Origin of the sequence: Pseudoxanthomonas sp. F37, from assembly GCF_022965755.1 — a bacterium.
In the GTDB taxonomy this organism is placed as follows: Bacteria; Pseudomonadota; Gammaproteobacteria; order Xanthomonadales; family Xanthomonadaceae; genus Pseudoxanthomonas_A.
Genome location: NZ_CP095187.1, coordinates 20,516 through 46,162, shown reverse-complemented (window position 1 = coordinate 46,162; position 25,647 = coordinate 20,516). Strand labels below are relative to the sequence as shown.

The following is a 25,647-nucleotide window of genomic DNA, read 5'->3' as shown; positions in this document are numbered from 1 at the left end:
GGCGCACCCGCCGCGCACCCGACATCACCTTGCCACGGAGGTCGTCATGGATCGTCGCTTCGTATTGCCGCTCGCGCTTGCCGCCACCCTGCTGTCCTCGCTGGCCGCCACGCCCCCCGCCGACGCCTGTACCCGCCTGGTCTACCTGGGCGCCCACGACGACGTGATCACCGCCCGGTCCATGGACTGGAAGACCGACGTGGCGACGAACCTGTGGATATTCCCGCGCGGCATGGCCCGCCAGGGGCAGGCCGGCCTGAATTCGGTGACGTGGACGTCGAAGTACGGCAGCGTGATCGCCACCGGCTACGAGGTTTCCACCACCGACGGCATGAACGAAGCGGGCCTGGTCGCCAACGTGCTGTGGCTGGTGGAATCCGAATACCCCGCCTACGACGGGCGCGGCCCGGGCCTGAGCATCGCGGCGTGGGCGCAGTACGTGCTGGACAACTACGGCACGGTGAAGGAGGCCGTCCAGGCCCTGCGCACGCAGCCCTTCACCGTGGTGACCGACAAGGTGCCGGGCGAGGACCGCCTGGCCACCCTGCACCTGTCGATGTCCGATGCCAGCGGCGACAGCGCCATCGTCGAGTACATCGGCGGCAAGCAGGTGATCCACCACGGCCGCCAGTACCAGGTGATGACCAACTCACCGGTGTTCGACCAGCAACTGGCGCTCAACGCGTACTGGAAGCAGATCGGCGGCACGGTGATGTTGCCGGGTACCAACCGCGCAGCGGACCGCTTCGCGCGGGCCTCGTTCTACGTCAACGCGATCCCCAGGAGCGAGGACCCGGTGAAGGCGCTGGCCAGCGTCTTCAGCGTGATCCGCAACGCGTCGGTGCCGTTCGGCATCAATACACCGGAGGAACCCAACATCTCCTCCACCCGCTGGCGCACGGTCGCCGACCACAAGCGCAGGCTCTATTTCTTCGAGTCTGCACTGACGCCCAACACCTTCTGGGTGGACCTGAAGGACATCGATTTCTCGAAGGAGACCGGCAAGGTGCTGCGGCTGGACCTGGGCCCCGACCAGCGCAACGTATTCGCCGGCAACACGGTGAAGGACTTCCGACCGGCGGAACCGTTCGTGTTCCAGGGCCTATAGGTCGAAGGCCAGCAGGTCGTGCCCGGTGGCGGCGCGCACCACGCGCCGGTACAGCACGTTGCCGCTGCCACCGTTGGTCAGCGCGACCAGCGCACGCTGGCCGCGGGCGTCGCCCAGGGCGAAGTTCTTGAAGATGCCGCCGTTGCTGCCCGAGTGGTAGAACACCGGGCCGCGCGGGGTGGCTTCCAGGTTCCAGCCCAGGCCCTTGTCGGTCCAGCGGCCGGGCACGTCGATCTGCTTCATCAGCATCGCCGCGCGCGTGGCCTCGCTGATCTGCCACGGTTCGCGCGGCGTGCGCACCATCAGCGCCATGAAGCGCGCGTAATCCACCGGCGTAGTGCGCAGGCTGGCGGCCGCGTTGGCCAGGATGTCGCCGGGCCAGTTCACCAGGCCCTTCGGCGTGATGGCCTGCACCTGGGGCAGTGCACGCCGGGCATCCTCGTAACGCCATGCGGACAGCGGCCTGTCCCAGCCATCGGCCACCACCTGCGCGGCATTCCATGTGTCGCGCAGCATCTGCGGTGGCATGCCGGCTTCTTCGTCCTCGACGGCACGATGGCCGTACACCGAACGTGCGGCGAGATCGGCGCTCCACGTATAGCTGCTGTCGCGCATGCCGGCCGGTCCGAACAGCAGGCGCTGCATCGATTCGTCCAGGCTCTCGCCCGTGAGGGTCTCCACCGCCAGCTGCAGCCAGAAGATCGCCTCGCCCGAGTAGTCGATGCGGGTGCCGGGTTTCACGGCGGGCACCAGCTTTTCGTGGGCCGGATCCTTGCGCCAGTTCGGCAGGCCGGTGGAATGGCGCAGCACGTCGCGCGCGGTGACCCGCTCCACCCAGGGATGGTCGGCCAGATAGTCCATCCGCCGATAGCGCACCAGCGGCGCGTCCAGGTCTATCACGCCCTGGTCCGCCAGTTGCAGTACTAGGTAGGCGAACACCGGCTTGCTCAGCGAGGCATCTTCGAACAGCGTGTCGTCCGCCACCGGCGCGTGGGTCTGCGCGTTCGTCTCGCCCAGGTTGCGCGACCACACCACCTCGCCCCGCTCCACGACGGCCATGCCGATGGCCGGCACCCGCAGGGCCTGCATCAGGCGGGGCAGGTCGGCCAGGAAGTCGTCGGGCGGGATCCAGCCCGCGGCATCGTCGCAGGCGGCGGCGGAGGCCACACGGGGCCAGCCCAGGGCGGCCAGCGGCGCCGCCGCCACGCTGGACAGCCAGCGGCGGCGTTGCGGGGAAGGGGGGCGGCGTCTGGCGTCATGAGGCGTGCGCATGGAGGGGCATGCGGAAAGGAGACGGACGAGCGCGGCCAACCCCGCCTTCCATCGGATCGCCCGGGCATGAACGTGGCCAGACGCCCAACATGGGCTCGACGCGTTGTTCACTCCGCGGCAACGCGGCCGGCGACACGGTAGCGGCACGTCCACACCGGGAGCCGATCATGACCGGGACCGTGTTCTTCACCGAGGAAGTCTCCAACAGCAAGGTCGCGGCGATCTGTCCCAGTGTCGCCGTAGCCCGCCTGCAGGCGAACCGGGTGCGCGAGGCGCTGCATCTGTCCGAGCGGCAGGTGCAGGTGCTGGTGCCGGGGGAAGCGCGGCCGGGGCGCAAGCTGGAACCGGAAAGCCATGGCATCTACCGCACCATGCTGTGGTCGCATGCCAAGCTCGGGGCGTTCGGCGCGCTTGCCGGCCTGCTGGCCTATGCGGTGCTGCGCATGCAGGCCGTGCCGATGATCGTCCAGTCGCCGTGGCTGTCGCTGGCGGTGCTGCTCTTCTTCGGCGCGATCGCCGGCTTGATGCTGGGCGGGCTGATCACCCTTCGCCCGGACCACGACGCCTACGTGATGAAGGTGCTCGGCGCCTTGCGCGAGGGCGATTCGGCGGTCGTGGTCCACGCGCTGTCGGCCGAGCAGAAACGCCAGGCCCAGCGCATCCTGGCCGAGGCCGGCAGCGAGACGACCTCCACCCTGTAATCGGCGTCAGTCCTGCGCGATGGCGGGCGGCAACGGCGGCGCCGGCGTCGGCCGGCCCAGCGGGTCGAGCGCGATCATCACGAAATGCCCGCGCGTGCACAGCTTGCGCTCGCCGGTCAGCAGGTTCTCGGTGATGACTTCCACGTCGACGTTCATCGAACTGCGGCCCACCTTCACCACGCGCGCGACCACTTCCACCAGGTCGCCCTTGTGGATGGGCTGGTTGAAATCCACCTGCTCCGAGCGTGCGGTGACCACGGTGGTGCGCGCGTAGCGGGAGGCGACGATGAAGGCGGACATGTCCATCCACGCCAGCGCCTGGCCGCCGAACAGCGTGCCCAGGTGGTTGGTGTGGTCGGGGAAGACCATGTGCAGCAGGCGCGCCTCGGTCGGGCGCGCTTCGGCGTTGGCCAGTTCGGTCATGCGGGTGCTCCGGTCGCGGGCTTCCGGCGGCAGCATAGCGCGCCGGATGTCGTGCTGGTGTAGGAGCTACGTGAGTCGCGACCGCATGAACGAATGATCCGGGATACCCGATGGGTCACCTGTGACGCTGTGCCTGCTGCCGACATTCCAGGGGTGGCGCAGCGACATGAGGTCCCATTGCCGCGGTCGCGACTCACGTCGCTCCTGCAGGGGCCGGCGTTAGAACGCGTGGTCGAAACCGACTTCGCCCTGCACGCCCAGCTGGTAGGCGGACACGCGGCGTTCGAAGAAGTTGGTCAGCTCCTGCACGTCCTGCAGTTCCATGAAGGGCAGCGGATTGCGCACGTCGTAGCGCTTGGGCATGCCGAGCTTGGCGAAGTGCTGGTCGGCGCAGTGCTGCAGGTACTGGCGCATGTCGCGGGTGGAGATGCCGGCCACGCCGCCGGACAGCACGTCCTCGGCGAACTGCACCTCGCACTCGATGGCCTCCTCCAGCATGTCGTAGACCTGCTGCTGCATGACGTCGTCGAACAGGTCCGGCTCCTCCTCGCGCACGGTGCGCACGCATTCGAAGGCGAACTCCATGTGACAGCTCTCGTCGCGGAACACCCAGTTGGTACCGGACGCCAGGCCCGGCAGCAGGCCGCGCGAGCGGAAGTAGTACACGTAGGCGAAGGCGGCAAAGAAGAACAGGCCCTCGATGCAGGCGGCGAAACAGATCTGGTTGAGCAGGAACTGCCGGCGCTGGTCGCGGGTCTGGATCCGCTTCATGTCCTGGATGCTGTCGATCCACTTGAAGCAGAAATCGGCCTTCTTCTTGATGGCCGGGATGTTCTCCACCGCGGCGAAGGCCTTGAAGCGTTCGGCCGGGTCGGGCAGGTAGTTGTCCAGCAGGGTCAGGTAGAACTGCACGTGCAGCGCTTCCTCATACAACTGGCGCGACAGGTACATGCGCGCCTCGGGCGCGTTGAGGTGCTGGTACAGGTTCAGCACCAGGTTGTTCGACACGATGGAGTCGCCGGTGGCGAAGAAGGCGACCAGCCGGTGGATCAGGTGGCGGTCGGCCGGCGTCATCTTCGCATGCAGGTCGGTGATGTCGATCTGGAAGTTGATCTCTTCCACCGTCCACGTGTTCTTGATGGCGTCGCGATACATGTCATAGAACTGCGGGTAGCGCATCGGGCGCAGGGTCAGTTCGAAGCCTGGATCGAGGAGGCGAGGAACGAGTGAGGAGGAACGAGAAACGAGTGGTGAGGCTTTTTCCGGCAGTGACATGAGGTGTTTCCTGATAGGTGTCGTGATCCGGTGGGGACCACGATGGGTTGATCGAAGGGGGGCAGGGATGCACTACCGGGATGCTGTGATCTGGATGAAAGCGATGGAGCTGGCGGAGTCCGCATGCCGGTGCGCAACGGGTCTTCCGCCGGAAGAGCGTTTCGGCATCCGCGGGCAGATCACCCGCGCCGCCATATCGGTTCCCAGCAATGTCGCGGAAGGATGGTCGCGCGAGTCCCGCAGGGAAAAGGCGCAATTCTTTGCCATCGCCCAGGGATCCCTGTCCGAACTGCACACCCAACTGCTCCTGTGCGAACGCCTGGGCTGGATGGCCGCCGAGTCGTTGCAGCCTGCATACCGTCTGATCGACGAGGTGAGTCGCATGCTGACCGTCCTGCGCCGGAAACTGCGAGCCCCCAGCGGGGAAACGGGCCGCAGGTAAGGTGCGGCCGCCGCCACTCGTTCCTCGTTCCTCACCGCTCGTTCCTGCCCTACTGGCAGGCCTCGCACGCTTCCGGGTTCTCCAGCGAGCAGGAGATGGCCTCGGTCGGGGTGTACTCGCGCTTGGGCGCGGTGGCCGTGGCCGTGCTGACCGTGGTCTTGGCGATGCGGGTGGCCGGGCGCGAGCGCAGGTAGTACGTGGTCTTGATGCCCTGTTTCCATGCGTACATGTACATGGACGACAGGGCGCCGATGTTGGGGCTTTCCATGAACAGGTTGAGCGAGGCCGACTGGTCGATGAAGGCGCCGCGGGCGGCGGCCATGTCGATCAGCGAACGCATCGGCAGCTCCCACGCGGTCCGGTAGACCTGCTGCAGGGTCTCGGGGATCTGCGCGATGCCCTGGATGGAGCCCTCCGCCAGCTTGATGGCGTCGCGGATCTCGGGCGTCCACAGGCCCAGCTTCTTCAGCTCGTCCACCAGGTAGCGGTTGACCTGCAGGAAGTCGCCGGACAGCGTCTCCCGCTTGAACAGGTTGGATACCTGCGGTTCCACGCACTCGTAGCAACCGGCGATGGAGGCGATGGTCGCGGTGGGCGCGATGGCGATCAGCAGCGAGTTGCGCAGCCCGTGCTCCCTGATGCGCGCGCGCAGGGCGTCCCAGCGCTCGGTGTTTTCCGGCGTGATGTTCCAGGCATCGAATTGCAGATCGCCGTTCGCCGCCCGCGTGTCGGCGAAAGACGGATGGCGGCCACGTTCCTGCGCTAGTTCCACCGAGGTTTCCAGCGCATGGAAGTAGATGGTTTCGGCGATCTTGGTCGACAGGACGCGCGCTTCGGCGCTGTCGAACGGCAGGCGCAGCTTGAAGAACACGTCCTGCAGGCCCATGCAGCCCAGGCCCACCGGGCGCCAGCGCAGGTTGCCGCGGCGCGCGGTCTCGATGGGATAGAAATTCAGGTCGATCACGCGATCCAGCTGGCGCACGGCCAGGCGCACGGTTTCGGCCAGCTTGTCGAAATCGAAATGACCGTCCTCGTCGAAATGGCGGGCCAGGTTGATCGAGCCCAGGTTGCACACCGCCGTTTCCTCGGCCGAGGTGACCTCCAGGATCTCGGTGCACAGGTTGGACAGGTGGATGACGTTGCCGGCACGCAGGGTCTGGTTGCTGGCCGCGTTGCACTTGTCCTTGAACGTCATCCAGCCGTTGCCGGTCTCGGCCAGCGTGCGCATCATCCTTCCGTACAGCTTGCGTGCGGAGATCGTCCTGACCGCCTTGCCCTGCAGTTCCGCCTGCGTGTACGCCAGTTCGAACGCGGCGCCGTACAGGTCGGTCAGTTCCGGCACCACGCGCGGGTCGAACAGCGACCAGTCCTGGTCGGCCTCCACGCGCTTCATGAACAGGTCCGGCACCCAGTTGGCCAGGTTGAGGTTGTGCGTGCGGCGCGCTTCGTCGCCGGTGTTGTCGCGCAGCTCCAGGAAGTCCTCGATGTCGGCGTGCCAGGTTTCCAGGTACACGCAGGCCGCGCCCTTGCGCTTGCCGCCCTGGTTGACCGCCGCGACGGACGAATCCAGCGTCTTCAGCCACGGCACGATGCCGTTGCTGTGGCCGTTGGTGGACTTGATCAGCGAGCCGCGCGAGCGCACCCGGGTGTAGCTCACGCCGATGCCGCCGCTGAACTTGCTCAGCTGGGCGATGTCGCCGTACCGGGCATAGATGGATTCCAGCGTGTCCTGCGGCGAGTCCAGCAGGAAGCACGAGGACAGCTGTTCGTGCGTGGTGCCGCTGTTGAACAGCGTCGGCGAGCTGGGCAGGTAGTCCAGGTGGCCCATGCGGCGGTACAGCGCCAGCGCTTCGGGCACGTCCTCGCTCAGCGCGCAGGCGATGCGCAGGAAGAACTGCTGCGGCGTCTCGATCACCTTGCGCGTGTGCGGATGGCGCAGCAGGTAGCGGTCGTACAGCGTGCGCAGGCCGAAGTAGTCGAAGTGCAGGTCGAGCGAGGCGTCCAGCGCATCGTTGAGCTTGCGCGCATTGGTCTGCACGAAGTTCAGCAGGCGGTCGTTGATCAGGCCGACCTCGTGGCCGCGGGTGACCGACTGCGAGAACGCATGGATTTCCTGGCCGGTGACCTCCTTGGCGATGTAGGCGGCCAGCAGGCGCGCGGCCAGTCGGCTGTATTCGGGTTCTTCGCCGGTCAGCAGGGCAGCGGTGCGGATGGACAGTTCGTCCAGTTCGCGCGTGCTGGCGCCGTCGTACAGGCCGGAGATGGTGCGGGTGGCCACGCGCATCGGGTCGATGGCGTGCAGGCCTTCGCAGTTGCGCTGCACCGCGCGCACGATCTTGTTGAGGTCCACCGGTTCGCGGCTGCCGTTGCGCTTGGTCACGCTCATGGCGGTGGCGGTGGGCGGCGGGGTGAGCGAGAACGCGTCCTTCTGGGACGGGAGCGTGCCGGCGTCGGCGAGGGCGGTGTCGGTCTGGGTCACGAGAGTCCTCCATGCGGGTTGCACGCGGCGGCCCGTCCCTCGCGGGGCTGCGCAAGGCCGGATGGAGGTCAACAGTGGGGAAGCGGCGTCGCAGGGGCTAAGACGCGCGGACGGAAGGCCGGCCTGCCCTGCTTCGCCAGCCCTCTCCCCCCGGAGATTCCGCGGCCGGCACCGCGCGTTGTGCTTCGCGCGGCTGTCGGCAGGTCTTCGGACTCATGGGCCTGGGGCGAGGAACGAGTGGAGAGAAACGAGGAACGAGTCAAAGCGCACTGCGGCTTCTCTCGTTCCTCGTTTCTATTCCCTCGTTCCTGCCTCTCCTAGTCCGCCGCTTCCCAGGGCAAGGCCCCAGTGCTGGTGGCGGGTTCGTTCCCAATTACCGCTGCGGGGCAGTGCCGGAGTGGCGCAAGCGCGTCACCGGCTTCCCGTTTTAATCCCGTGGCTTGCGGCCACCGGAACCGACGGGCACAAGATAGTGGGGGTGTAGGGAAGCGTCAACACCAAATGTTGTGTGGAACAGGAGATGTCGACGCGGGGCGGGTTTCACGGCCGAGAAGCGAGCGAAGAGAAGTGAGGAGTGAGCGAAAGCGCTTTTCCTCACTCCTCACTCCTCACTCCTGTCCACCCCCCGCTCAGCCGCGCAGCGCCGCGATCGACGCGTCCTGCGCCTGCTGGTACAGCGCGAACGGGTCGTGGATCTTCGCGCCGAGGGCGGCCGCGAATGCGTCCTGGTTGGCGTGCGCGTCGTAGGCGCGCTGCTCGCCGCCGCCCAGGTTGGACTGGAAGATGCCCGCTGCGCTGACCGGCAGGAAGTCCTCGTAGACGATGGGGTCGACGATGGCATGACCGGCGTCGACCAGTGCATCCGGTGACATACCCGCACGTTCTGCGGCCGGCAGTGCGGCGCCGCTGTCGGTCAGGCGGTAGCGGAAGTAGCCCAGGCCTTGGCGGCGCAGCGTGGTCTCGTCGTCCGGGAATTCCGCGAACGCCGCCGCCAGCCGCTGCGGGTAGTCCGCCGACGTGTTGCCCGCGCCGCCGGCCTGGCGTACCTGCGCCAACAGGCGGTCGTAGAGTTCGCGTCCGGCCGGCGTCAGCGCCAGGCCGCGCTGCTCGATCTCGCCGAAGCGCGCGCTGTGGCTGCCGGGTACCAGCGCGCCGCTCGCGTCGGGGAAGGCGACTTCCTCCTCCAGTGCCTTGAAGCTGGTCTGGCGCAGCAGGATGGGCACCGCGCGGCGTGGCGGGCCCTCGATCAGCGCCTTGGCCTGGATGCCGCGTTCCAGCATCGCGGCCTGTGCGGCGTCGATGTCCAGCGTGCGCGGCGTCAGGTGGTTGATGTGCGGGCCGCGGAAGCTGACCACGTCGGCCACCAGCCGGTGCAGGCCGTGCAGCGCGCGGTAGGTCGCCAGCGGGACGGTCGCATCGCCGTGCCAGCGGAAGGTTTCCAGCACTTCGGTGACGAAGCGCTGTGCATCGGCCTGGCCCAGCCCGCCGTCGCGTTCGGCCTGCGCCAGCAGCGCGCGCGCATCGGCGGTGAAGATGTCGCGCTCGGCCAGTATCGCTTCGGCTTGCGCGCGCAGGCCGGCATCGGCGATCAGCTCCAGCCGCAGCAGCGAGGTGAAGATGCGGAACGGGTTGGCGGCCAGTGCTTCCTCGGTCAGCGGGCGGAAGGCGGTGGCATGCACCGGCACGCCGGCCACCGTCAGGTCGTAGTAGCCCACCGGGTGCATGCCCATCACCGCGAACACGCGGCCCAGCGTGGCCAGTTCGGCCGGCGTGCCCACGCGGATCGCGCCATGGCGCTCCAGGTCCAGGCGCTCGGTCTCGCCGGTGCGCTGCAGGCGCGAGGCCAGTTCCGGATCGCGCCGCAGGGTGGCGGCGTTGACCGCGCCGACCAGGTCGATGAGGTCGCCGTACAGCGGCACCTCGGCGCGGTACATGTCGGACATGGCCTGGGCGAACAGGCCGCGGATGCGGTCGGGCGAAACGAAGGCGGTCATGGGGCTCGGCGGGCGGGCGGCGTGGGGGCCGCGGGGGGTGCGTATTGTCGCCGGCCGCGCCGGCCCGGGCCACTCTCAGCGGCCCGGGCGGCCCTCGTCCACGCCGCCGGGGACATACCCGGGCGGCCCGAACAGCGTCATGGCGATCTGCCGCGGGCCGCGCGCGCGGCGCAGGTCGCGGGCCAGCTTCACCCAGGCATGGAAGGCGATGGTCACCGGGTTGTAGCTGCGCACCGGGTCCACCAGGCCGTAGCGGATCGGCACGTCCGGGCGTGCCTCGCGGCAGGTGCCGAACAGCCGGTCGAACACGATCAGCACACCGCCGTAGTTGCAGTCCAGGTACTCGGGGTTGCTGGCGTGGTGCACGCGATGGTGCGCGGGCGTGTTGAACACCCACTCGATGGGGCGCGGCAGGCGCGGCACCAGTTCCGTATGCAGCCAGTACTGGTACAGCAGGTTCAGCGCCAGCGCGCCGACCACATAGGGCACCGGGAAGCCCAGCCACACCAGCGGACCGAAGAACACCGCCGCACCGGTGAGCTTGCCGGTCCAGCCCAGCCGGTACGCGGTGGACAGGTTGTACTGCGTGGCCGAGTGGTGGACCGAATGGTTCAGCCAGAACCAGCGCACGCGGTGATCGGCGCGGTGCATCCAGTAGTAGCAGAACTCCTGGCCGACGAAGAGCGCCAGCCAGTGCCAGGGCCGGTCCATCGCGATCGTGGTCAGGCGGAACTCCCAGATCGCGAACAACAGCACGGCCACCACGCCGCCCTGGATCAGCACGCTCAGCAGCGCACGCCCGGCGGCATCGCCGAAGGATGCCCAGTAGCCCTTCCAGTCGTAGCGCACGCCGCGCCGCATCAGCCATGCGGCTTCGGCGGCGGCCACGGCGACCAGCACCAGCAGGGGCAGCCCGGCGAACAGGCGAAAGCCGTCCATCCTGCCGCCTCAGCGCGTGCGGCGGCTGGCCATCTTCTGGCCGGCCGCGCGCATTTCGTCGGGCGAGAGCTTGCCGTCGCCGTCGGCATCCAGGGTGTCGAAACGCTTGGCGATGCGCGGCAGTTTCGCTTCGGCTTCGGCCTTGTCGATCAGGCCATCGCCATTGGCGTCGGCAGCCTTCAGGCGCTCTTGCAGGGTGGCTTTCTGTTCGTCCGTGAGGGTGCGCTGCTGCGCATGGGCAGGCGCCACCAGTGCGCATACGGACAGGACGGTGGCCAGGGGTAGCAGGATGGATCGGGACATTGCGGATCTCCGGGTGAAGGAAGGGAAAGGTGCAGGCGCGGCGGGTCGGGAATGCGTCCTTGCGGCAGGGGAGGTGCCATGCCGCCGCGCCTGCGGGAAAGCCGGTGCGGCCGGCCGGTCAGTGGCCGCGCGGACAGGCGATGGCGTCGCCGGCGGCATTGGTGCAGCTGCGCGTGTGCACCAGCGTGCCGTCCGAGACGGTGGTGCTGCCGTTGTAGCTGTTGCCGTTGGCGCCGGTGGCGGTGGTGCTGCGCGCGCCGGTCACGTGGCCGTCCGCGTCGCGGCTGAAGCCGCCGCTGGTGCTGGCGGTGCCGCCGTTGGGTCCGTTGGCGTACGCACTGCCCTGGCGGCCGGCACTGCCGTCGGCATTGCGGTAGGCGCTGCGGTCGTAACCGGCGCTGCCGCCGTTGGCGCCGCTGATGCTGCCGCTGCGCGCGGCGCTGGCATTGCCTTGGCCATCGGCCTGCCAGCCCCGCTGGCGCTGGCTGTCGAAGCGGGCATTGCTGCGCTCGACGGCGACGCTGCCGCCCTGGGCGGTGCGCTGGACGGCGCGGCTGCGCTCGCGGGCCTGGGCGTGGTCGGCGATCAGGGTGGTGGCGCACAGGGCGAAAGCGGCGGCGATCAGCAACGGGGTCTTGCTCATGGCGGAATCCTCATCGGGGTGTGGGGTGGCCGCACGGGGGACGCGGCGGCAGGACCACGGTAGGGCGGGCAACGGCGGCAGGTGTGTCGCGGTTGACAGCGGATGTGTCTGCCGCCCGCGCCGGAAACATCCGCTTACAAACCGGCCGGAAACGGGGTTTGCCGGGCGTCGCGGCGGCGGGCGATAGTGGCCGCATGGACCAGACCCTGCCCCGCGTGCTGCTGGTGGACGACGACGTGCGCTTGCGCGAGCTGCTGCAGCGATACCTGCAATCGCAGGGCTTCGAGGTGCGCGGCGCGGGCGATGCCGCGCAGATGCGGCAGGCGCTGGACCGCGGCCACTTCGACCTGATCGTGCTGGACCTGATGCTGCCCGGCGAGAACGGCCTGGAGATATGCCGCCGCCTGCGCGGCCAGGGCGACGCCACGCCCATCGTCATGCTGACGGCCAAGGGCGACGAGATCGACCGCATCGTCGGACTGGAGATCGGCGCCGACGACTACGTGCCCAAGCCGGTCAATCCGCGCGAGTTGCTGGCGCGCATCCGTTCGGTGCTGCGGCGCACGCGCCCCGCGCCCGGCGCGCCGCAGCCCGACGGCGGCGAGGTGGCCTTCGGCCCGTTCACCCTGGATCTGGGCCGGCGCGAGCTCACCCGCGACGGGGTGCTGCTGCGGCTGACCAGCGGCGAATTCGCGGTACTGTCGGTGCTGCTGCGCCATCCGCGCCAGCCGCTCAGCCGCGACCGCCTGATGAGCCTGGCGCGCGGCCGCGAGCACGAGGCCTTCGAGCGCAGCATGGACGTCACCATCGCGCGCCTGCGCCGCCTGCTGGAAGACGATCCGCGCCAGCCGCGCCTGATCCAGACGGTCTGGGGCGTGGGCTATGTGTTCGTGCCACCGGAGGCGACGCCATGAGGGCACCGCTGCCGCGCAGCGTGTTCGGCCAGCTGGCGCTGGTCATCGCCCTGGTGCTGGTCGGCGCGGCCGTGCTGGCGCTCCTGCTGGGGCGCGAACTGGCCACGCGGCCGGCGGCCGAACAGCTGCTGCGCGCGATGCAGGGCTTCGCCGAAGTGGTGGAAGCGCTGGACCAGCACCAGCCGCATGCACGCACGGTCGCGCAGCTGCGCGAAGCCGGGCTGGAGGTGCGCAGCACGCCGCCCGCCGACGCCCGCCCGCGCATGGCCCCGTTGCTGCGCGAACTGCGCGAAAAGGCGGCAGGCACGCTGGGCACCGGGCGCGAACTGCGGATGGAGGCCGGGCGCGGGCTGCGGGTGATCTGGCTGAAACCGGCCACGCGCGAACCGCTGTGGGTGTCGTTCGCCTACGACCGCCCGGGGACGGGCATGCGCCGCTTCTCGGTGTTCATGCTGATCGGTTGCGTGGCGCTGGTGTGGCTGGCCGCCGCGTACTTCGCGCGCCGGCTGGTGCAGCCGTTGCGCCAGCTTGCAGCCGCGGCGCCGGCCATCGTGCGCGGCGACGCCCCGCCGGTCGTCCCTGCGCGCGCGCCGCGCGAAGTCGCCGGCCTGGCGCAGGCGTTGGGCGATGCCAGCCGCGACGTGCGCGCCGCGGCGGAAGAGCGCGCGCTGCTGCTTGCCGGCATCTCGCACGACCTGCGCACGCCGCTCACCCGCCTGCAGTTCGCGCTGGAGATGGTGCCCGACACCGATCCCGAACTCACCCGCAGCATGCAGCGCGACATCATGGAGATGGACGCGATCCTGGGCCAGTTCATCGCCTTCGCCCGCGATGGCCGCGACGAAGGCAGCGAAACGGTCGACCTGGCCGCGATATGCCGCCATGCGGTCGCGGCGGCCTCGAAAGGCTGGCGCGTGGAGCTGCCGGAGCACGCGCTGCTGCCGGGCAAGCCGATGGCGCTGCTGCGCGCGGTCGAGAACCTGCTGGTCAACGCCGAGCGGCATGCTGCGTTGCCGCTGTCGTTGCGGCTGTGGGCCGAAGGTCCGGCGTGGGTGGTCGAGGTGGCCGACGGCGGTCCGGGCCTGTCGGCCGCAGCCGCCGAGCGTGCGCGCCAGCCTTTCGTCCATGACCAGGCGCAGGTTGGCAGCGGGCTGGGCCTGCCCATCGTCGACCGCGTGGCCCGCCAGCACGGCGGCGAACTGCGCCTGCTGCCGAACACGCCCCACGGCCTGCGCGCGCAGCTGTGGCTGCGCGCTGGTTGATCTCCCCTCCCGAGGTGATGCGATGAAGACGATGCTGTTCCGTGCGGGCCTGCTGGCCTGCGTCCTGACCGCTGCGCTGCCGCCGCTGGCCGCGCAGACCTTCCGCGAACGCCTGCAGCAGGCGCGCGACGCCTCGCGCCAGCCGGCCGCGCACCCGCCGGCGTTGCCGGCCGGCGCCCGTGCGCTGCGCGATGTCGCCTACGGAGACGACCCGCGCCAGCGCTACGACGTCTACCTGCCGGCGCAGCCGCAGCGCGCGCCGGTGATCCTGTTCGTGCACGGCGGCGGCTGGGCCAACGGCAACAAGGACAATCCGGGCGTGGTGGAGAACAAGGCCGCGTACTGGCTGCCGAAGGGCTACGTGCTGGTATCGGTCAACTACCGCATGCGGCCGGACACCGCGCCCATCGACCAGGCCCGCGACGTGGCGCGCGCGCTGGCCGACGTGCAGAAGCGCGCGCCATCGTGGAACGCCGATCCCGCGAACGTGCTGCTGATGGGCCACTCCGCGGGCGCGCACCTGGCCGCCCTGGTCGGCGCCTCGTCCACCCTGTGGCGCGAGGCGGGCGCCACCCGTCCGCGCGGCGTGGTCTCGCTGGACAGCGGCGCGCTGGATGTCCCGCTGACCATGAAGAATCCCCCGCTGCGGCGCATCTACGACGCGGCGTTCGGCAGGAATCCGGCCGACTGGATCGCCGCCTCGCCTTACCACCAGCTCACCCGCGATGCGGTGCCGATGCTGTTCGTCTGCTCCTCGCGCCGCCAGGACGCCTGCCCACAGGGTCGCGCGATGGTGGAGAAGGCCAAGACGCTGGGGGTGGCGATGGAGGTGCTGCCGGAAGACCTCTCGCATGGCGAGGTGAATCACCTGCTGGGTGCGCCGTCCGCCTACACCACGTCGGTGGACGCGTTCGTGCAGCGCCGGTTGCAATAGTCCTGACCAGAGTTCTCCTCTCCCCGTGAAATGGGGTGAAGGGCATTGAGCGTTGCGTCAGCGGATGATCCGCACCGCGCCCAATGCGTCCTGCAGCCGCGCGCGTGCCGTCGCTTCATCGAACGGTGGCGTCGCGGGCGGGTCGTAGACCTCGGGGCGCGTACCGGCGACCAGCAGGTCGATGGCGATGCACCGCCCGTTGCCCACCGACCGGTAGGCATCGACCGACCGGTAGTGACTCATCGCCGCATCAGCGACGCGGAAGTGGCGGAACGGCTGGCCGTCGATGCGGATCTCGTCCGGTGCACCGGTGGTCGCGTCCTCAGGCGGATCCAGGCAGGTCACCACGGCATGGCTGTCGGTGCTGGTGCCGATGCGCAGCTCGGCCGCGGTGATCTTGTCCGAACCGTCCAGCACCAGCGCGACCAGCGGTTCGCCGCGCACGTCGGGGGCGGCGAAGGTCTTCCAGGCGCCGTCGGACAGATAGTCGCGCGTGAAGTCGCGGCGCAGCGCGAAGCCCGGCGTCGGTGCCAGTGCGATGCCGGTCTCGTCGTCGGAAAAGTGGAACTGAGGCGCTTCGCGTCCCGTCGCCGGCGGCACCGGATCGGCGATGCGGGTCGCGGTCTGCGCGGCGGCCTCCACCTCTTCTTGCTTAGGCGCGCGTTCGCAGCCGGCGAGGAGCGTGGCGGCAAGGGCAAGCCACAGTGGCAACTGCATGATGGACTTCATGGTGCTGTCCTCCACAACGGTCGCACCCAGTCTGACAAGCCGCGCGTGAAGCCCTTGCCTGCGCCTCAGTCGACCAGCAACGGCAGCGCCTGCGCTGCGGTCGCCCGCCACACATGGTCCGCCTCCGCGGACAGCGCGGTCGGCTCCGGATTGATTTCCACCACCGTGGCGCCGTGGCGACGGGCCAGCGCGGGCAGGCCGGCGGCCGGGTACACCAGGCCCGATGTGCCCACCACCAGCATCAACGCGCAACGCCCGGCGGCACTCACCGCGGATGCCCATGCAGCCTCCGGCAAGGCTTCGCCGAACCACACCACGCCCGGACGCACCCGGTCGCCGCAGGCTGCGCAACGCATCGGTTCGACCCGCTGCACGCCGTCCACGTAGTCCTCGAGCGGACCGTCATGCGCGCGCCCGCAGGCGAAGCAGCGCAGTGCGAACAGGCTGCCGTGCACATGCGCGTCGACGACACTGCCGGCACGCTCGTGCAGGTCGTCGACGTTCTGGGTGAGCAATGACAGGGGCACGCGTCGCGCCAACCCGGCCAGTGCGCGGTGGCCGGCGTTCGGTTGCGCATCGCGGACCCGCTGCATGCGCCAGCGGTACCAGCCCCAGACCAGCGCCGGATCCTCGCGCCACGCCTCGGCGGTCGCCAATCGCATGGGGTCGAAGCGCGACCACAGGCTGTCGTGCGTGCCCCGGAAGGTGGGGATGCCGCTCTCGGCCGACATGCCGGCGCCGGTCAGCACGCAGACATGGCCGCCGTTGTCGATCGCCCTGCGCAGCGCATCGTCGACCGAGGCGGGCAGGGCGTCCACGCGCTCAGGCCTTGTGCGGCGTGGCCAGGTACTCGGCGCTCTGCATCTCGATCAGGCGCGAGGCGGTGCGCTCGAACGCCCCCTGCAGGCGCGTGCCGGCGTACAGCGCGGTCGGGGCGTCCGCCGCGGTGCAGACCAGGTTGACGTGGCGGTCATACAGTTCGTCGATCAGGTTGACGAAGCGGCGCGCGGCGTCTTCGTTCAAGGCATCGAAGCGCGGGATGCCGCCCAGCAGCACCGTGTTGAACTCGTGCGCGATCTCGATGTAGTCCGTGGTGCCGCGCGGGCCCTCGCACAGCGCCGCGAAATCGAACCAGGCGATGCTCTTGCCGCGGCCGCGCACCGGGATCTTGCGGCTGTCGATCTCGATGTTGCCGCCGTGCGCGCCTTCGCCGCCGCTGAGTTCGCGCCAGCGCATCGCCAGCCAGTCGTCGGCCGCGCCGTCCAGCGGCGTCCGGTACACCGGCGAGCGGGTCAGCGCGCGCAGGCGGTAGTCTTCCTGCCCGTCTGAGCGCAGCACCACGCAGTACGTCTGCAGCAGGTCGATGGCCGGCAGGAAGCCCGCGCGCTGCAGGCCGTCCTTGTACAGGTTCTGCGGCGCGGTGTTGGAGGTCGTCACCAGGGTGATGCCTTCGGCGAACATGCGCTGCAGCAGGCGCGCCAGCAGCATCGCATCGCCGATGTCGGTGACGAAGAACTCGTCCAGCACCAGCACGCGCAGCTTGCCGCGGACTTCGCGTACGATCTTCGCCAGCGGATCGCTCTCGCCGGCGTGCAGGCGCAGGCGCTCGTGCACGCCGCGCATGAAGCGGTGGAAGTGGGTGCGGTACTTGCCGCCGCCTTCGCCATGCGCCTTGTTCTGCGAAACCGAGTACGTCGGCAACGGCAGGGTGTCGTAGAACAGGTCCACCAGGAAGGTCTTGCCGCGTCCCACCTCGCCCCAGTAGTACAGGCCCTTGACGGTTTCCGGTGGCTTGCCGAACAGCCTGCCGAACAGGCCGGGCGAGGGCGGCTCCGCCAGCAACGCCGCATGGATGCGGTCGAGTTCGGCCAGCGCCGGATGTTGCGCCGGGTCGTTCTGCCATTGGCCTTCCGAGGCGCCGCGTGCGTAGACCTGCGACGGCGTGGACGCCGTGGTGCCTGCTTCGCCGACCATCACGCCGGTACGTAGGCTTTCATCGCATGCTTGATGGCGCCGCGCAGGTCCATCAGCTTGCGGTGGAAGAAATGGCTGGTCTCGGGCATGCGGATCAGTTCGGGCGGCTGTTTCAGCGTGTCGATCCAGTCGTACACGGCCTGTGGTTCGACGATCTCGTCTTCCTCGCCCTGGATCACCAGCCACGGGCAGGTGGGTGGCGTGATGGAAGCGAAATCCCAGCGGCCGGCCGGGGGCGCGATCGACACCAGCGCATCCGGCTGCAGGCCATCGCTGGCGCGCAGCGATACGTAGGCGCCGAAGCTGAAGCCCGCCAGCCACAGCCGGGTGCCGGGACGCTGGTCGCGCACCCAGGCCACGACCGCGCGCAGGTCGTCCACTTCGCCGTCGCCATGGTCGAACATCCCGGCCGAGGCGCCGGTGCCGCGGAAGTTGAAGCGCACCGTCACCGCGCCGAGTTCGCGCAGGCTGCGCGCGGCCATCACCACCACCTTGTTGTGCATGGTGCCGCCCTCGGTGGGCAGGGGGTGGCAGACCACCGCGGTGACCGGCGCAACGGGCTCGCCTTCCTCGGGCCAGTCGATATGGGCTTCCAGCGGCCCCTCGGGGCCGGCCAGGGTGATCGGGCCGGACGTGGCGGGAAAGGCGGGATTCGTCATGCCGCCCATGATAAGCCCTGGGGGACCCGGACCCGTCATCCCGGCGCATGCCGGAACCCCGTGCCTCTCCTCCGGATGCATGAAGTCGCCGGGTTCCGGCTCGCGCCGGAATGACGGGACGACGCGTACGACGATGGTCCGGCAGCGTGGTGTATCCCTGTGTGCGATCCTGCGCAGCCCCACGCCGTTCCCCCCGCACCATGGCATTCGATGCCTTCGCCCTGATCCTGACCATGCTGGCCCTGGGCATGGGGTTCGCGCGCCTGCGGGTGTTTCCCGACAACGCGGCGGATGTGCTCAACCGGGTGGTGCTGTATGTCTGCCTGCCGGCCGCGGTGCTGACCTATGTGCCGCGCCTGCACGTGGACGCCTCGCTGCTGGGCGTGGTGGTCACGCCCTGGGTGCTGACCGCCGCCACCATCGCCCTGGTCGCCCTGGCCACGCGCCTGTTCGGCTTCCGTCGCGACGAGCACGCGGTGCTGCTGCTGTGCGTGGCCCTGTGCAACAGCAGCTTCATCGGTTACCCGATGGTGCGTGCGCTGCTGGGCGAACACGCGCTGCCGTACGCGGTGGTGTACGACCAGTTCGGCACCTTCGTCCTGCTGTCCACGTTCGGCCTGTACGTGCTGGCGCGCTATGGCGGTGACGCGCCTCCCACCGCGCGCGAGATCGGCCTGCGCATCCTGAAGTTCCCGCCGGTGTGGGCCCTGCTGGTCGGACTGACGCTGATGCCGGAGCAGCCCCCGGCGTGGATCGGCGGCGCGCTGCAGAAGCTGGCCGATGCGCTGCTGCCGCTGGTGATGCTGGCGGTGGGCCTGACCATCCAGCTGAAACTGCCGCGCGAGGAGGTGAAGCCGCTGGCGGTCGGCCTGCTGTTGCGCCTGCTGGTGATGCCGGCGCTGGCATTGCCGCTGTCGCTGGCCTTCGGCATGTCCGGCGAGATGCTGCAGGCCAATGTGCTGGAGTCGGCCATGCCGACCATGATCACGGCCGCCGCGCTGGCCATTTCGCACCAGCTCGCCCCGCGCCTGGCCGCCGCGCTGGTGGGCTACGGCATCCTGCTGTCGCTGGCGACGCTGCCGATGTGGGCGTGGGTGGTGGGGCGCCTGGCCGCATAGCCGTGCGCTGGCGCGCGGTGCGCGGGTCGTGCGAACGTGGTCGCAGTTCCCGACAGGAGTGGGCAATGCGCATGACAATGCAGGTGGGCGTCTGGCTGGTGTTGATGGCGTCGGTGCTGGCGCCATCGCCCGCTCCGGCGCAGGAGGGTCCGCCACCGGAGGTGCCGGGCCGGGTAGAATCCGATCCGCAGCTGGCGGCCGCCAGCCGGGCCTGGCACGACGCATGGCGTGCCAACGTGGAAGCGCATCTGCGCACCGTCGCCGCGCGCGGCACGCCGCGTGACCTGCTGGTCGCCGGCTGGCTGTGGCCACGCAGTGACGACGACGCGGACACCCAGGCGCGCGCATGGCTCCAGGCCGCCCACGCCGCCTCCAGGGGCGACGATCCGCTGGTGGACTGGGCGCTGCTGGACGCCTGCGCGACGAACGGCGCCAGCTGCGACCGCGGCCTGCTGCTGCAACGCCTGATGGCGGCCGATCCGGGCAATGCCGAACTCCTGCTCACCGCGTACGACGACGCCGTCGAACGCAGGGACATGGCTGCCGCCGAGCGGTACTGGCAGGCCGCCGCCGCGGCGACCCACTACCGCGCTCGCTTCAACGACATCGGCCTGCTGATGGCCACGAGCCTGCGGCAGGTGCCGGCACCGCCGCTGGACCCCGCGCTGGCGGCCGCCATCGGCGAGGATCTCGGGCTCGGCCGGGCCGCCACGCCGCAGGACATGGCGGACACCACGGTGTTGGCCATCAATGCGGCCATCGCCATCCCGACCCTGCATCCGATCACGCAGCGGTGCCGGGCCCAGGTCGGTGCGCTGTCCGCCGACGCACGCACCGCCTGCAAGCGGATCTACACGCTGCTGGCCGCCGACGACTCGATCATGATCGGGCCGGCCATCGCGCTGCCGCAGCTGGTGCAGTGGGCCGACGGCGATGTGGAGCGCGAGGCGGCGCGCGAACGCCTGCGCCAGTTTGCCTGGGTGCTTGAGAACGTCATGCAGCTGTACCAGCGACCCGCGACCGCGCGACATCTGCCGGCCGATTACGTCGATGTCTTCCTGCGCGACGGTGAACTCGCCGCCATGCGCCATCAACTGCAGGCCAACGGCATTGCGGGCGAGCCGCCCGCCGGTTGGTTGCCGGGCAGCCCGGACCACCGCGCCCTGCTGACCGGCACTCCGCCAAGCGAACCCTGACCGCCTTCGCATCGCGTTGACCGCGCCGGTGGAAGTATCGGCGCAGGAGGTCATGCCATGTTCGACGGATGGGAAGCGCAGGCGCCGGTGATCGGGCGCATCGCGTTCGCGATGCTGCTGGGCGGCGCCATCGGGCTGGAGCGCGAGATGAAGGACCGCCCCGCCGGCTTCCGCACGCACATGCTGGTGGCCGGCGCGGCGGCCATGCTCACCGGCATGGGCGACATGATGCTGGCGCTGGCACAGCACGAGGGCGACGAGCGTGTGCAGATCGATCCGTTCAGGCTGGTCGAAGCGGTGATCGCCGGTGTCGCCTTCATCGGCGCCGGCACGATGATCGCCCACCGCGGCCGCGTGGTCGCCGGCATCACCACGGCGGCGTCGCTGCTGATGGTGGCGGTGATCGGCGTGGCCGTCGGCTTCGGCCATGGCTGGCTGGCGTTGCTGGCGACGCTGCTGACGTTCGCCGTGCTGTCGGTGCTGGCATGGCTGGAGCGGCGTGTCGCCAAGCGCACCGACGACGGCTAGCGCCTCACGCGATCAGGCGTTTCACCGCGTCGCGGTGGTGGCGTGCATCGCGGGGATGCGCATTCCACGTTTCGGCCATCACCCGCACCGCCTGCACCAGCATGTCCTCGGGCTTGGCATAGGGAATGCGCAGCCACTGGTCGCTGCCGCCTTCCACGCTGAAGACCGGGCCCGGCGCAAGGTAAACGCCCCTGCGTTCCACGTCCGCCGCCAGCGCGGTGGCGCTGCCGTGCGGCATGCGTACCCACAGCGACAGGCCGCCTTCGGGCAGGCGGAAGCGCCAGTCGGGCAGATCCAGGCGCAAGGCCTGCGCCAGTGCGTCGCGTCGCTGCCGCAGCTGCTCGCGTCGCGCGGCGAGGGCGTCGTTGGCGGCCAGCATCTCCGCCACCACCAGCTGGTCGAACAGCGAGCTGCCCAGGTCCATCTGCACGCGTGCGGCGATGAGGCGGTCGACGGCGTCCCGGGGTGCGCGGATCCAGCCCACGCGCAGGCCGCCCCAGCAGAGCTTGGACGCGCTGCCGATGGTGTACGCATCGGCAGCGAACGCGGCGAACGGTGCCGGCATCGGCGCGTCGGACAGGCAGGTGGACTGCAGGGTTTCGTCGACGATGGCGAGGGTGCGCGTCGCGCGCAACGTTGCGGCATAGCGCGCGCGTTGCGCTTCACCCATCAGGAAGCCGGTGGGGTTCTGGAAATCCGGGATGAGATACGCCAGCCGCGGCGAGGTCTGCCGCAATGTCGCTTCGATGGCGGCAAGGTCCCAGCCCTCCTCGCCCAGCGGGTCGCCCATCGGCGCACTGACCAGGCGCGCGCCGCCCAGGCGCAGCGCTTCGATCGCATTCGAATACACCGGCGACTCGATCATGAGGCGGTCGCCCGGGCGGGTCAGCGCGCGGGCGATGATCGCGATGGCCGACAGCGCGCCGGAGGTGATCACGATCTGCTCGGGCGTGGTGGGCAGGCCGCGCTGCGCGTACGCCGCTGCGACGCGGGTGCGCAGCACGGGCAGCCCCGACGGCAGGTAGCCGTCGCTGGCCAGGTAGGCGGGCAGCGCCTCCAGCGCACGCGCGTAGGCAGCCGCGACGCCGGGCGTGGCGGCGCCGGCCGCGCAGTTGAGGTCGATGGCGCCAGCCGATGAGGGCGCCGTGACGATGGCGTGCAGCGCGTGGTCGTGCGCGCGCCGGCGGTCCAGCGGCACGGTGGCGAAGGTGCCCGCGCCCTGCCGGGCGGTGGCGAAGCCCGCGGCCACCAGGTCCGCATAGGCGCGGGTGACGGTGTTCCTGGACACGCCGAGCGCTTCGCTGACGGCGCGTTCGCTGGGCAGGCGGGTGCCCAGCGGGATGCGGCCGTCGCCGATCAGCTCCTGCAGCGCCTGGCGCAGGCCCCGGTAGGCGGGCGAGCGGGGAAACTCGCCGACCAGCGTGGCAAGCCGATCAGGGGCCAAGGCGCGGTTCATGGGGCCACTATCGCATGATTGGCTCTATAAAAAAGGGCCAATTGGACCGAAGGTGGCCCCATGAAACCTGCCTCCCCTGTCGGCTTGGCCAACCTCGGCCCCCTCGCCCAACTCAAGGCCGGGCGCCTGCCCGAACGCGTGCTGCGCCTGCTCGCCGGCCTGTGGCTGTACGGCCTGGCCATCGCCCTGATGATCGAAGGCGCCGTCGGCGCCTCGCCGTGGGATGTGTTCCACCTGGGCGTGTCGCGCCACCTGCCGCTGTCGTTCGGCACGGTGATGATTCTTGCGGCGGTGGGCGTGCTGCTGGCGTGGGTCCCGCTGCGGCAGATGCCGGGCCTGGGCACGCTGGCCAATACGCTGCTGCTGGGCCCCTTCGCCGACGTCAACCTCGCCCTGCTGGCCACGCCCGAAGGCCTGCCCTTGCGCTGTGCCTATCTGCTGGCGGGTGTGGTGCTGTGCGCCGTCGCCACCGCGCTGTACATCGGCGCGCAGCTGGGGCCCGGCCCGCGCGATGGCCTGATGACGGGCCTGGCGCGCCGCACCGGCTGGTCGATCCGCCGCATCCGCACGCTGATCGAAGTCACCGTGCTGGCCGTCGGCGTGCTGCTCGGCGGCGTCGTGGGCGTGGGCACGCTGGTGTTCGCCTTCGGCGTGGGGCCGCTCACGCAGTTCTTCCTGCGCCATCTGGTGGTGCGCCTGGACGTGCCCGCGGGCATGGCGGTCGAAGGAGAAACACGATGACGCCCGCAGTCCTGCGCTACAGCGCCTTCACCACCGACCCGAGCGGCGGCAATCCCGCCGGCGTCGTATTGGACGCGCGCGGCCTGTCCGACGACACCATGCAGCGCATCGCCGCGGACGTGGGCTACTCGGAAACCGCGTTCCTGCTGCCGCGCGCGGATGATGAGCTCGACGTGCGCTACTTCAGCCCGCTGGCCGAAGTGAGCTTCTGCGGCCACGCGACGATCGCCGCGATGGTGGCGCATGCGCGCCGGCAGGGCCCGGGCGACTTCGTGCTGCACACGCAGGCCGGGCGCGTGCGGGTGGCGGTGGATGCCGACTTCGTCGCCACCCTGACCAGCGTGCCGCCGCGGGTCGAAGCGCTGGATGCCGCCGATCTGGATGGCGTGCTGGCAGCGCTGCGCTGGCGGCGCGACGATCTCGACCCCGCGCTGCCGCCCGCGCTTGCCTACGCCGGCGCGTGGCATCCCGTCATCGCCGCCGCCTCGCGCACGCGCCTGGCCGACCTGCGCTACGACTTCGATGCGCTGGCCGCGCTGATGGCCGCGCGTGGCTGGACCACGATCAACCTGGTCTGGCGCGAAGACGCGCGCACGCTGCACGCGCGCAATCCCTTCCCGCCCGGCGGTGTGGTGGAAGATCCGGCCACGGGCGCCGCTGCCGCCGCACTGGGTGCGTATCTGGCGGCGCACGACCGGTTGCCCGACGAGCGCGGGTTCACCATCCACCAGGGGCACGATCTGGGGCGACCCAGTGTGTTGCGGGTGGATGTGCCTGTGGATGTGAGCGAGGGAGTGCGGGTGAGTGGGACGGCGGTGGAGATTTTGGTGGGGGATTGAGTCGATCGTTGCCTTGGGATGGGGTGATGACCCACGCCCGTGACGCTTGGGCGTCCTATCTCCCGACAATGCAGCGAACACCGCCGTGCAGTAGCGCATCGTCTGCCTTGACGCATAGTGGCGAGAACGTGAACATCCGCGCTATTCCCCCGGGAGGGGATTCCACCAGGCGTTAAGGCTAATGAAAGCTCTAGTGCTAGCTCTAGCGACCTCAATCCCTGCGCCAGACGCTGAACTTTCTTTGGCGGGCATCGTGCTCGGCCAGTCCGAGACGTCGGTAGTTCGCGCGCTCGGTGAGCCCAAGTCACGAACGTACGGGGACTCTGACTATTTGCCTGTTAGGCTCACCTACTCCGGCATCACGGTCCTTCTCGACGAGCAAGGGGTTGGCGGTCTAATCAGTACCGACAAGCGTTTCTGCACTCCTGCCGGTGTCTGCCCGGGCATATCGCTCGCCATGGCCAAGCAAATCTACGGCCCTGCATGGGTCACAGAGATGGTGGAAGGTTCGCCCGTGGGATATGTCCATGGCGACGGCTGCTGGCTGGAGTTCTCGGTAGAGTCTGGAATGGTACAAACCATCGAGCTCGCATGCTCCCCCTGATTGGGCCTAACAGTTCTTTCGAGCAGCACCCGCTTCACTTGTCGGCCTACTTTTGGTGTTAGCCCTCATGTCAGACGACGATATGACTCCGGGATTCAAGGGGCTCTTGGATCTCATCAATGCTCCCAACAAGCGAGATGCTCAGAGGATTTGTCGGGACTTGGTAGTAGAGAGCAAAGATCTGTTTGAGCTTATCGTCGCTGGTCGCCACGGGTTACTTCCGCCGTACAGGTATGCCTGCCATTTCTCGGATTACGCCCCCGAGCATGTCATACCAACATCGGGGCAAATCTCTGCGTTGTCGCAGCACGGTCCCGGTGAGTTCACCGGCGAAGCGAAGACCGCTGTGAACAAGCTGTTTCAGACATTCAAGGACCGGCGCATGTTTGCCGCCCATCTCTTCTATCTTCCGGAGCAAGACTACTGGTCACTGTTCTACTTCGATCAGAGAGACCGCTCGGAGTTCGGAAATCACTGGAAGATTGGCGGCCCTCACATACATTACGCGTGTGAAGCGTTCACCAGTGATCCAATGCAAGTAATGTGGCGGAAGATTTGCCAGGTATCGCCCAACCCTCCAAGGGCCGAGCATGTCCGCTACCGAAAGATCCAGGATGACTGCTGGTAACCTTCAAATTGACGCCACTTCGCGGTGCTTCTCACTCGATCGTCAGGCAGCTCAAGATGCAATCCGCTAACTCTTGGCAACAATCCGGTCGCATCTCGATCTGGCGATACACCGAGAATGAGCAGAATTACCCAGGGTGGCATCTCAACGCGGATCGCGTCGGATGCCAGTCACTCCTGGCCCTGCTTGACGCATTGGTCGCTGACGGGGCTGGCTCCCGCTCCATTGCCGTCACGCCACCGACGAAGGCCCAACTTGGCGTGCCAAACAACAGGCACGGCCAAGCGGCGTGGGTCGCCCCAGCAAAGCTGCGGCTTACGCTTTCTCCCGTCGCGGATCAGTGGTCTTTTCCTCCTGACCTGGATCCGGCTGCACTCGTGGTGGGCTCGACCTGGCTTCAGGCGCTCCGGAAGGGCATCGACGGTATTCCAGAGGGCCGCGGGGACTACTCCATTGGCAAGGGCAGTCTTCCACTCTGGTTCTGGT

24 protein-coding genes, 1 pseudogene and 1 riboswitch are annotated in these 25,647 nt (G+C 69.1%); of the genes and pseudogenes, 12 read left to right on the top strand and 13 right to left on the bottom strand.

Going from position 1 to position 25,647, the window contains the following annotated elements; translation table 11 throughout:
• The first annotated feature begins 46 nt into the window (after positions 1–46).
• Positions 47–1,108: a linear amide C-N hydrolase gene (locus MUU77_RS00225; RefSeq protein WP_245090118.1), complete on the top strand. Its 1,062-nt coding sequence runs from the start codon at positions 47–49 to the stop codon at positions 1,106–1,108.
• Here MUU77_RS00225 and MUU77_RS00220 read toward each other — a convergent pair.
• Positions 1,103–2,380 (bottom strand): serine hydrolase domain-containing protein, encoded by a 1,278-nt coding sequence (locus tag MUU77_RS00220; protein ID WP_245090115.1) that lies wholly within the window; start codon positions 2,378–2,380, stop codon positions 1,103–1,105. The two genes, MUU77_RS00225 and MUU77_RS00220, sit on opposite strands and share 6 nt — an antisense overlap.
• A 167-nt stretch (positions 2,381–2,547) precedes the next feature.
• On the opposite strand from MUU77_RS00220, the gene MUU77_RS00215 reads away from it, so the two are divergent.
• Positions 2,548–3,081 (top strand): hypothetical protein, encoded by a 534-nt coding sequence (locus tag MUU77_RS00215; protein ID WP_245090112.1) that lies wholly within the window; start codon positions 2,548–2,550, stop codon positions 3,079–3,081.
• Positions 3,082–3,087: 6 nt separating this feature from the next.
• Here the strand turns inward: MUU77_RS00215 and MUU77_RS00210 are convergent, their stop codons facing one another.
• Positions 3,088–3,504 (bottom strand): acyl-CoA thioesterase, encoded by a 417-nt coding sequence (locus MUU77_RS00210; RefSeq protein ID WP_162109119.1) that lies wholly within the window; start codon positions 3,502–3,504, stop codon positions 3,088–3,090.
• Positions 3,505–3,723: 219 nt separating this feature from the next.
• Positions 3,724–4,779 (bottom strand): ribonucleotide-diphosphate reductase subunit beta, encoded by a 1,056-nt coding sequence (locus MUU77_RS00205; RefSeq protein ID WP_245090109.1) that lies wholly within the window; start codon positions 4,777–4,779, stop codon positions 3,724–3,726.
• 67 nt (positions 4,780–4,846) lie between these two features.
• Here MUU77_RS00205 and MUU77_RS00200 point away from each other — a divergent pair, with 67 nt between their 5' ends.
• Positions 4,847–5,221, top strand: coding sequence for a four helix bundle protein (locus MUU77_RS00200; protein WP_245090106.1), 375 nt, complete (start codon positions 4,847–4,849; stop codon positions 5,219–5,221).
• Positions 5,222–5,270: 49 nt separating this feature from the next.
• Here the strand turns inward: MUU77_RS00200 and MUU77_RS00195 are convergent, their stop codons facing one another.
• From MUU77_RS00195 to MUU77_RS00175, 5 genes and pseudogenes are all read right to left on the bottom strand, one after another.
• Positions 5,271–7,607 (bottom strand): ribonucleoside-diphosphate reductase subunit alpha, encoded by a 2,337-nt coding sequence (locus MUU77_RS00195; protein ID WP_245094077.1) that lies wholly within the window; start codon positions 7,605–7,607, stop codon positions 5,271–5,273.
• Between the two features lie 273 nt (positions 7,608–7,880).
• Positions 7,881–8,175: riboswitch (cobalamin riboswitch) on the bottom strand.
• 154 nt (positions 8,176–8,329) lie between these two features.
• Positions 8,330–9,694, bottom strand: a complete 1,365-nt coding sequence (locus tag MUU77_RS00190; RefSeq protein ID WP_245090103.1) for a VOC family protein — start codon at positions 9,692–9,694, stop codon at positions 8,330–8,332.
• A 75-nt stretch (positions 9,695–9,769) separates the two neighbouring features.
• Positions 9,770–10,633 (bottom strand): sterol desaturase family protein, encoded by an 864-nt coding sequence (locus tag MUU77_RS00185; RefSeq protein ID WP_245090101.1) that lies wholly within the window; start codon positions 10,631–10,633, stop codon positions 9,770–9,772.
• 51 nt (positions 10,634–10,684) lie between these two features.
• Positions 10,685–10,804, bottom strand: a pseudogene (locus MUU77_RS00180) (hypothetical protein); the annotation flags it as partial.
• 250 nt (positions 10,805–11,054) lie between these two features.
• Positions 11,055–11,579, bottom strand: a complete 525-nt coding sequence (locus MUU77_RS00175) for a hypothetical protein (protein ID WP_245090098.1) — start codon at positions 11,577–11,579, stop codon at positions 11,055–11,057.
• A gap of 194 nt (positions 11,580–11,773) precedes the next feature.
• Between MUU77_RS00175 and ompR the strand changes: the two genes are divergently transcribed.
• From ompR to MUU77_RS00160, 3 genes are read left to right on the top strand one after another with little or no spacing between them, the layout of a single operon-like run.
• Entirely contained in the window at positions 11,774–12,493 is a 720-nt protein-coding gene (gene ompR, locus MUU77_RS00170) for a two-component system response regulator OmpR (protein WP_245090096.1), read from the top strand.
• Positions 12,490–13,755 carry an ATP-binding protein gene (locus MUU77_RS00165; protein ID WP_245090093.1) on the top strand — a complete coding sequence of 422 codons (1,266 nt, stop codon included), beginning with the start codon at positions 12,490–12,492 and terminating at the stop codon, positions 13,753–13,755. Before ompR ends, MUU77_RS00165 begins: the two co-directional genes overlap by 4 nt.
• A gap of 22 nt (positions 13,756–13,777) precedes the next feature.
• Entirely contained in the window at positions 13,778–14,689 is a 912-nt protein-coding gene (locus MUU77_RS00160; protein ID WP_245090092.1) for an alpha/beta hydrolase, read from the top strand.
• Positions 14,690–14,746: 57 nt separating this feature from the next.
• On the opposite strand, the gene MUU77_RS00155 is transcribed toward MUU77_RS00160, so the two are convergent.
• The 4 genes from MUU77_RS00155 to MUU77_RS00140 form a co-directional block, all read right to left on the bottom strand.
• Entirely contained in the window at positions 14,747–15,418 is a 672-nt protein-coding gene (locus tag MUU77_RS00155) for a hypothetical protein (protein ID WP_245090091.1), read from the bottom strand.
• A gap of 65 nt (positions 15,419–15,483) precedes the next feature.
• Positions 15,484–16,236: an NAD-dependent deacylase gene (locus tag MUU77_RS00150; protein WP_245090090.1), complete on the bottom strand. Its 753-nt coding sequence runs from the start codon at positions 16,234–16,236 to the stop codon at positions 15,484–15,486.
• A 4-nt stretch (positions 16,237–16,240) separates the two neighbouring features.
• Positions 16,241–17,392, bottom strand: a complete 1,152-nt coding sequence (gene zapE, locus MUU77_RS00145; protein ID WP_245090088.1) for a cell division protein ZapE — start codon at positions 17,390–17,392, stop codon at positions 16,241–16,243.
• The gene (locus MUU77_RS00140; RefSeq protein ID WP_245090086.1) at positions 17,392–18,051 is read right to left on the bottom strand and encodes an alpha/beta hydrolase; all 660 of its coding nucleotides are present in this window, start codon (positions 18,049–18,051) and stop codon (positions 17,392–17,394) included. The genes zapE and MUU77_RS00140 overlap by 1 nt, the downstream gene beginning before the upstream one ends.
• Before the next feature lie 200 nt (positions 18,052–18,251).
• Between MUU77_RS00140 and MUU77_RS00135 the strand changes: the two genes are divergently transcribed.
• The 3 genes from MUU77_RS00135 to MUU77_RS00125 all read left to right on the top strand — a co-directional run bounded on the left by MUU77_RS00135 (position 18,252) and on the right by MUU77_RS00125 (position 20,893).
• The gene (locus tag MUU77_RS00135) at positions 18,252–19,169 is read left to right on the top strand and encodes an AEC family transporter (protein ID WP_245090082.1); all 918 of its coding nucleotides are present in this window, start codon (positions 18,252–18,254) and stop codon (positions 19,167–19,169) included.
• Positions 19,170–19,234: 65 nt separating this feature from the next.
• Positions 19,235–20,365, top strand: coding sequence for a hypothetical protein (locus MUU77_RS00130; RefSeq protein WP_245090080.1), 1,131 nt, complete (start codon positions 19,235–19,237; stop codon positions 20,363–20,365).
• A gap of 57 nt (positions 20,366–20,422) precedes the next feature.
• Positions 20,423–20,893 (top strand): MgtC/SapB family protein, encoded by a 471-nt coding sequence (locus MUU77_RS00125; protein ID WP_245090078.1) that lies wholly within the window; start codon positions 20,423–20,425, stop codon positions 20,891–20,893.
• Positions 20,894–20,897: 4 nt separating this feature from the next.
• Here the strand turns inward: MUU77_RS00125 and MUU77_RS00120 are convergent, their stop codons facing one another.
• Positions 20,898–22,349, bottom strand: a complete 1,452-nt coding sequence (locus tag MUU77_RS00120; protein ID WP_245090076.1) for a PLP-dependent aminotransferase family protein — start codon at positions 22,347–22,349, stop codon at positions 20,898–20,900.
• Between the two features lie 60 nt (positions 22,350–22,409).
• On the opposite strand from MUU77_RS00120, the gene MUU77_RS00115 reads away from it, so the two are divergent.
• The 3 genes from MUU77_RS00115 to MUU77_RS00105 all read left to right on the top strand — a co-directional run bounded on the left by MUU77_RS00115 (position 22,410) and on the right by MUU77_RS00105 (position 25,161).
• A complete protein-coding gene (locus MUU77_RS00115; RefSeq protein ID WP_245090074.1) occupies positions 22,410–23,090 on the top strand; it encodes a hypothetical protein in 681 nt (226 codons plus the stop codon).
• A complete protein-coding gene (locus MUU77_RS00110) occupies positions 23,087–23,929 on the top strand; it encodes a PhzF family phenazine biosynthesis isomerase (RefSeq protein WP_245090072.1) in 843 nt (280 codons plus the stop codon). The genes MUU77_RS00115 and MUU77_RS00110 overlap by 4 nt, the downstream gene beginning before the upstream one ends.
• 671 nt (positions 23,930–24,600) lie before the next feature.
• Positions 24,601–25,161, top strand: coding sequence for a hypothetical protein (locus MUU77_RS00105; RefSeq protein WP_245090071.1), 561 nt, complete (start codon positions 24,601–24,603; stop codon positions 25,159–25,161).
• Positions 25,162–25,647: the final 486 nt, after the last annotated feature.

Coding starts and splice junctions, on each gene's coding strand:
- MUU77_RS00225 (WP_245090118.1), top strand. CDS start 47: ATGGATCGTCGCTTCGTATTGCCGCTCGCGCTTGCCGCCACCCTGCTG.
- MUU77_RS00220 (WP_245090115.1), bottom strand. CDS start 2,380: ATGCGCACGCCTCATGACGCCAGACGCCGCCCCCCTTCCCCGCAACGC.
- MUU77_RS00215 (WP_245090112.1), top strand. CDS start 2,548: ATGACCGGGACCGTGTTCTTCACCGAGGAAGTCTCCAACAGCAAGGTC.
- MUU77_RS00210 (WP_162109119.1), bottom strand. CDS start 3,504: ATGACCGAACTGGCCAACGCCGAAGCGCGCCCGACCGAGGCGCGCCTG.
- MUU77_RS00205 (WP_245090109.1), bottom strand. CDS start 4,779: ATGTCACTGCCGGAAAAAGCCTCACCACTCGTTTCTCGTTCCTCCTCA.
- MUU77_RS00200 (WP_245090106.1), top strand. CDS start 4,847: ATGCACTACCGGGATGCTGTGATCTGGATGAAAGCGATGGAGCTGGCG.
- MUU77_RS00195 (WP_245094077.1), bottom strand. CDS start 7,607: ATGAGCGTGACCAAGCGCAACGGCAGCCGCGAACCGGTGGACCTCAAC.
- MUU77_RS00190 (WP_245090103.1), bottom strand. CDS start 9,694: ATGACCGCCTTCGTTTCGCCCGACCGCATCCGCGGCCTGTTCGCCCAG.
- MUU77_RS00185 (WP_245090101.1), bottom strand. CDS start 10,633: ATGGACGGCTTTCGCCTGTTCGCCGGGCTGCCCCTGCTGGTGCTGGTC.
- MUU77_RS00175 (WP_245090098.1), bottom strand. CDS start 11,579: ATGAGCAAGACCCCGTTGCTGATCGCCGCCGCTTTCGCCCTGTGCGCC.
- ompR (WP_245090096.1), top strand. CDS start 11,774: ATGGACCAGACCCTGCCCCGCGTGCTGCTGGTGGACGACGACGTGCGC.
- MUU77_RS00165 (WP_245090093.1), top strand. CDS start 12,490: ATGAGGGCACCGCTGCCGCGCAGCGTGTTCGGCCAGCTGGCGCTGGTC.
- MUU77_RS00160 (WP_245090092.1), top strand. CDS start 13,778: ATGAAGACGATGCTGTTCCGTGCGGGCCTGCTGGCCTGCGTCCTGACC.
- MUU77_RS00155 (WP_245090091.1), bottom strand. CDS start 15,418: ATGAAGTCCATCATGCAGTTGCCACTGTGGCTTGCCCTTGCCGCCACG.
- zapE (WP_245090088.1), bottom strand. CDS start 17,392: ATGGTCGGCGAAGCAGGCACCACGGCGTCCACGCCGTCGCAGGTCTAC.
- MUU77_RS00140 (WP_245090086.1), bottom strand. CDS start 18,051: ATGACGAATCCCGCCTTTCCCGCCACGTCCGGCCCGATCACCCTGGCC.
- MUU77_RS00135 (WP_245090082.1), top strand. CDS start 18,252: ATGGCATTCGATGCCTTCGCCCTGATCCTGACCATGCTGGCCCTGGGC.
- MUU77_RS00130 (WP_245090080.1), top strand. CDS start 19,235: ATGCGCATGACAATGCAGGTGGGCGTCTGGCTGGTGTTGATGGCGTCG.
- MUU77_RS00125 (WP_245090078.1), top strand. CDS start 20,423: ATGTTCGACGGATGGGAAGCGCAGGCGCCGGTGATCGGGCGCATCGCG.
- MUU77_RS00120 (WP_245090076.1), bottom strand. CDS start 22,349: ATGAACCGCGCCTTGGCCCCTGATCGGCTTGCCACGCTGGTCGGCGAG.
- MUU77_RS00115 (WP_245090074.1), top strand. CDS start 22,410: ATGAAACCTGCCTCCCCTGTCGGCTTGGCCAACCTCGGCCCCCTCGCC.
- MUU77_RS00110 (WP_245090072.1), top strand. CDS start 23,087: ATGACGCCCGCAGTCCTGCGCTACAGCGCCTTCACCACCGACCCGAGC.
- MUU77_RS00105 (WP_245090071.1), top strand. CDS start 24,601: ATGTCAGACGACGATATGACTCCGGGATTCAAGGGGCTCTTGGATCTC.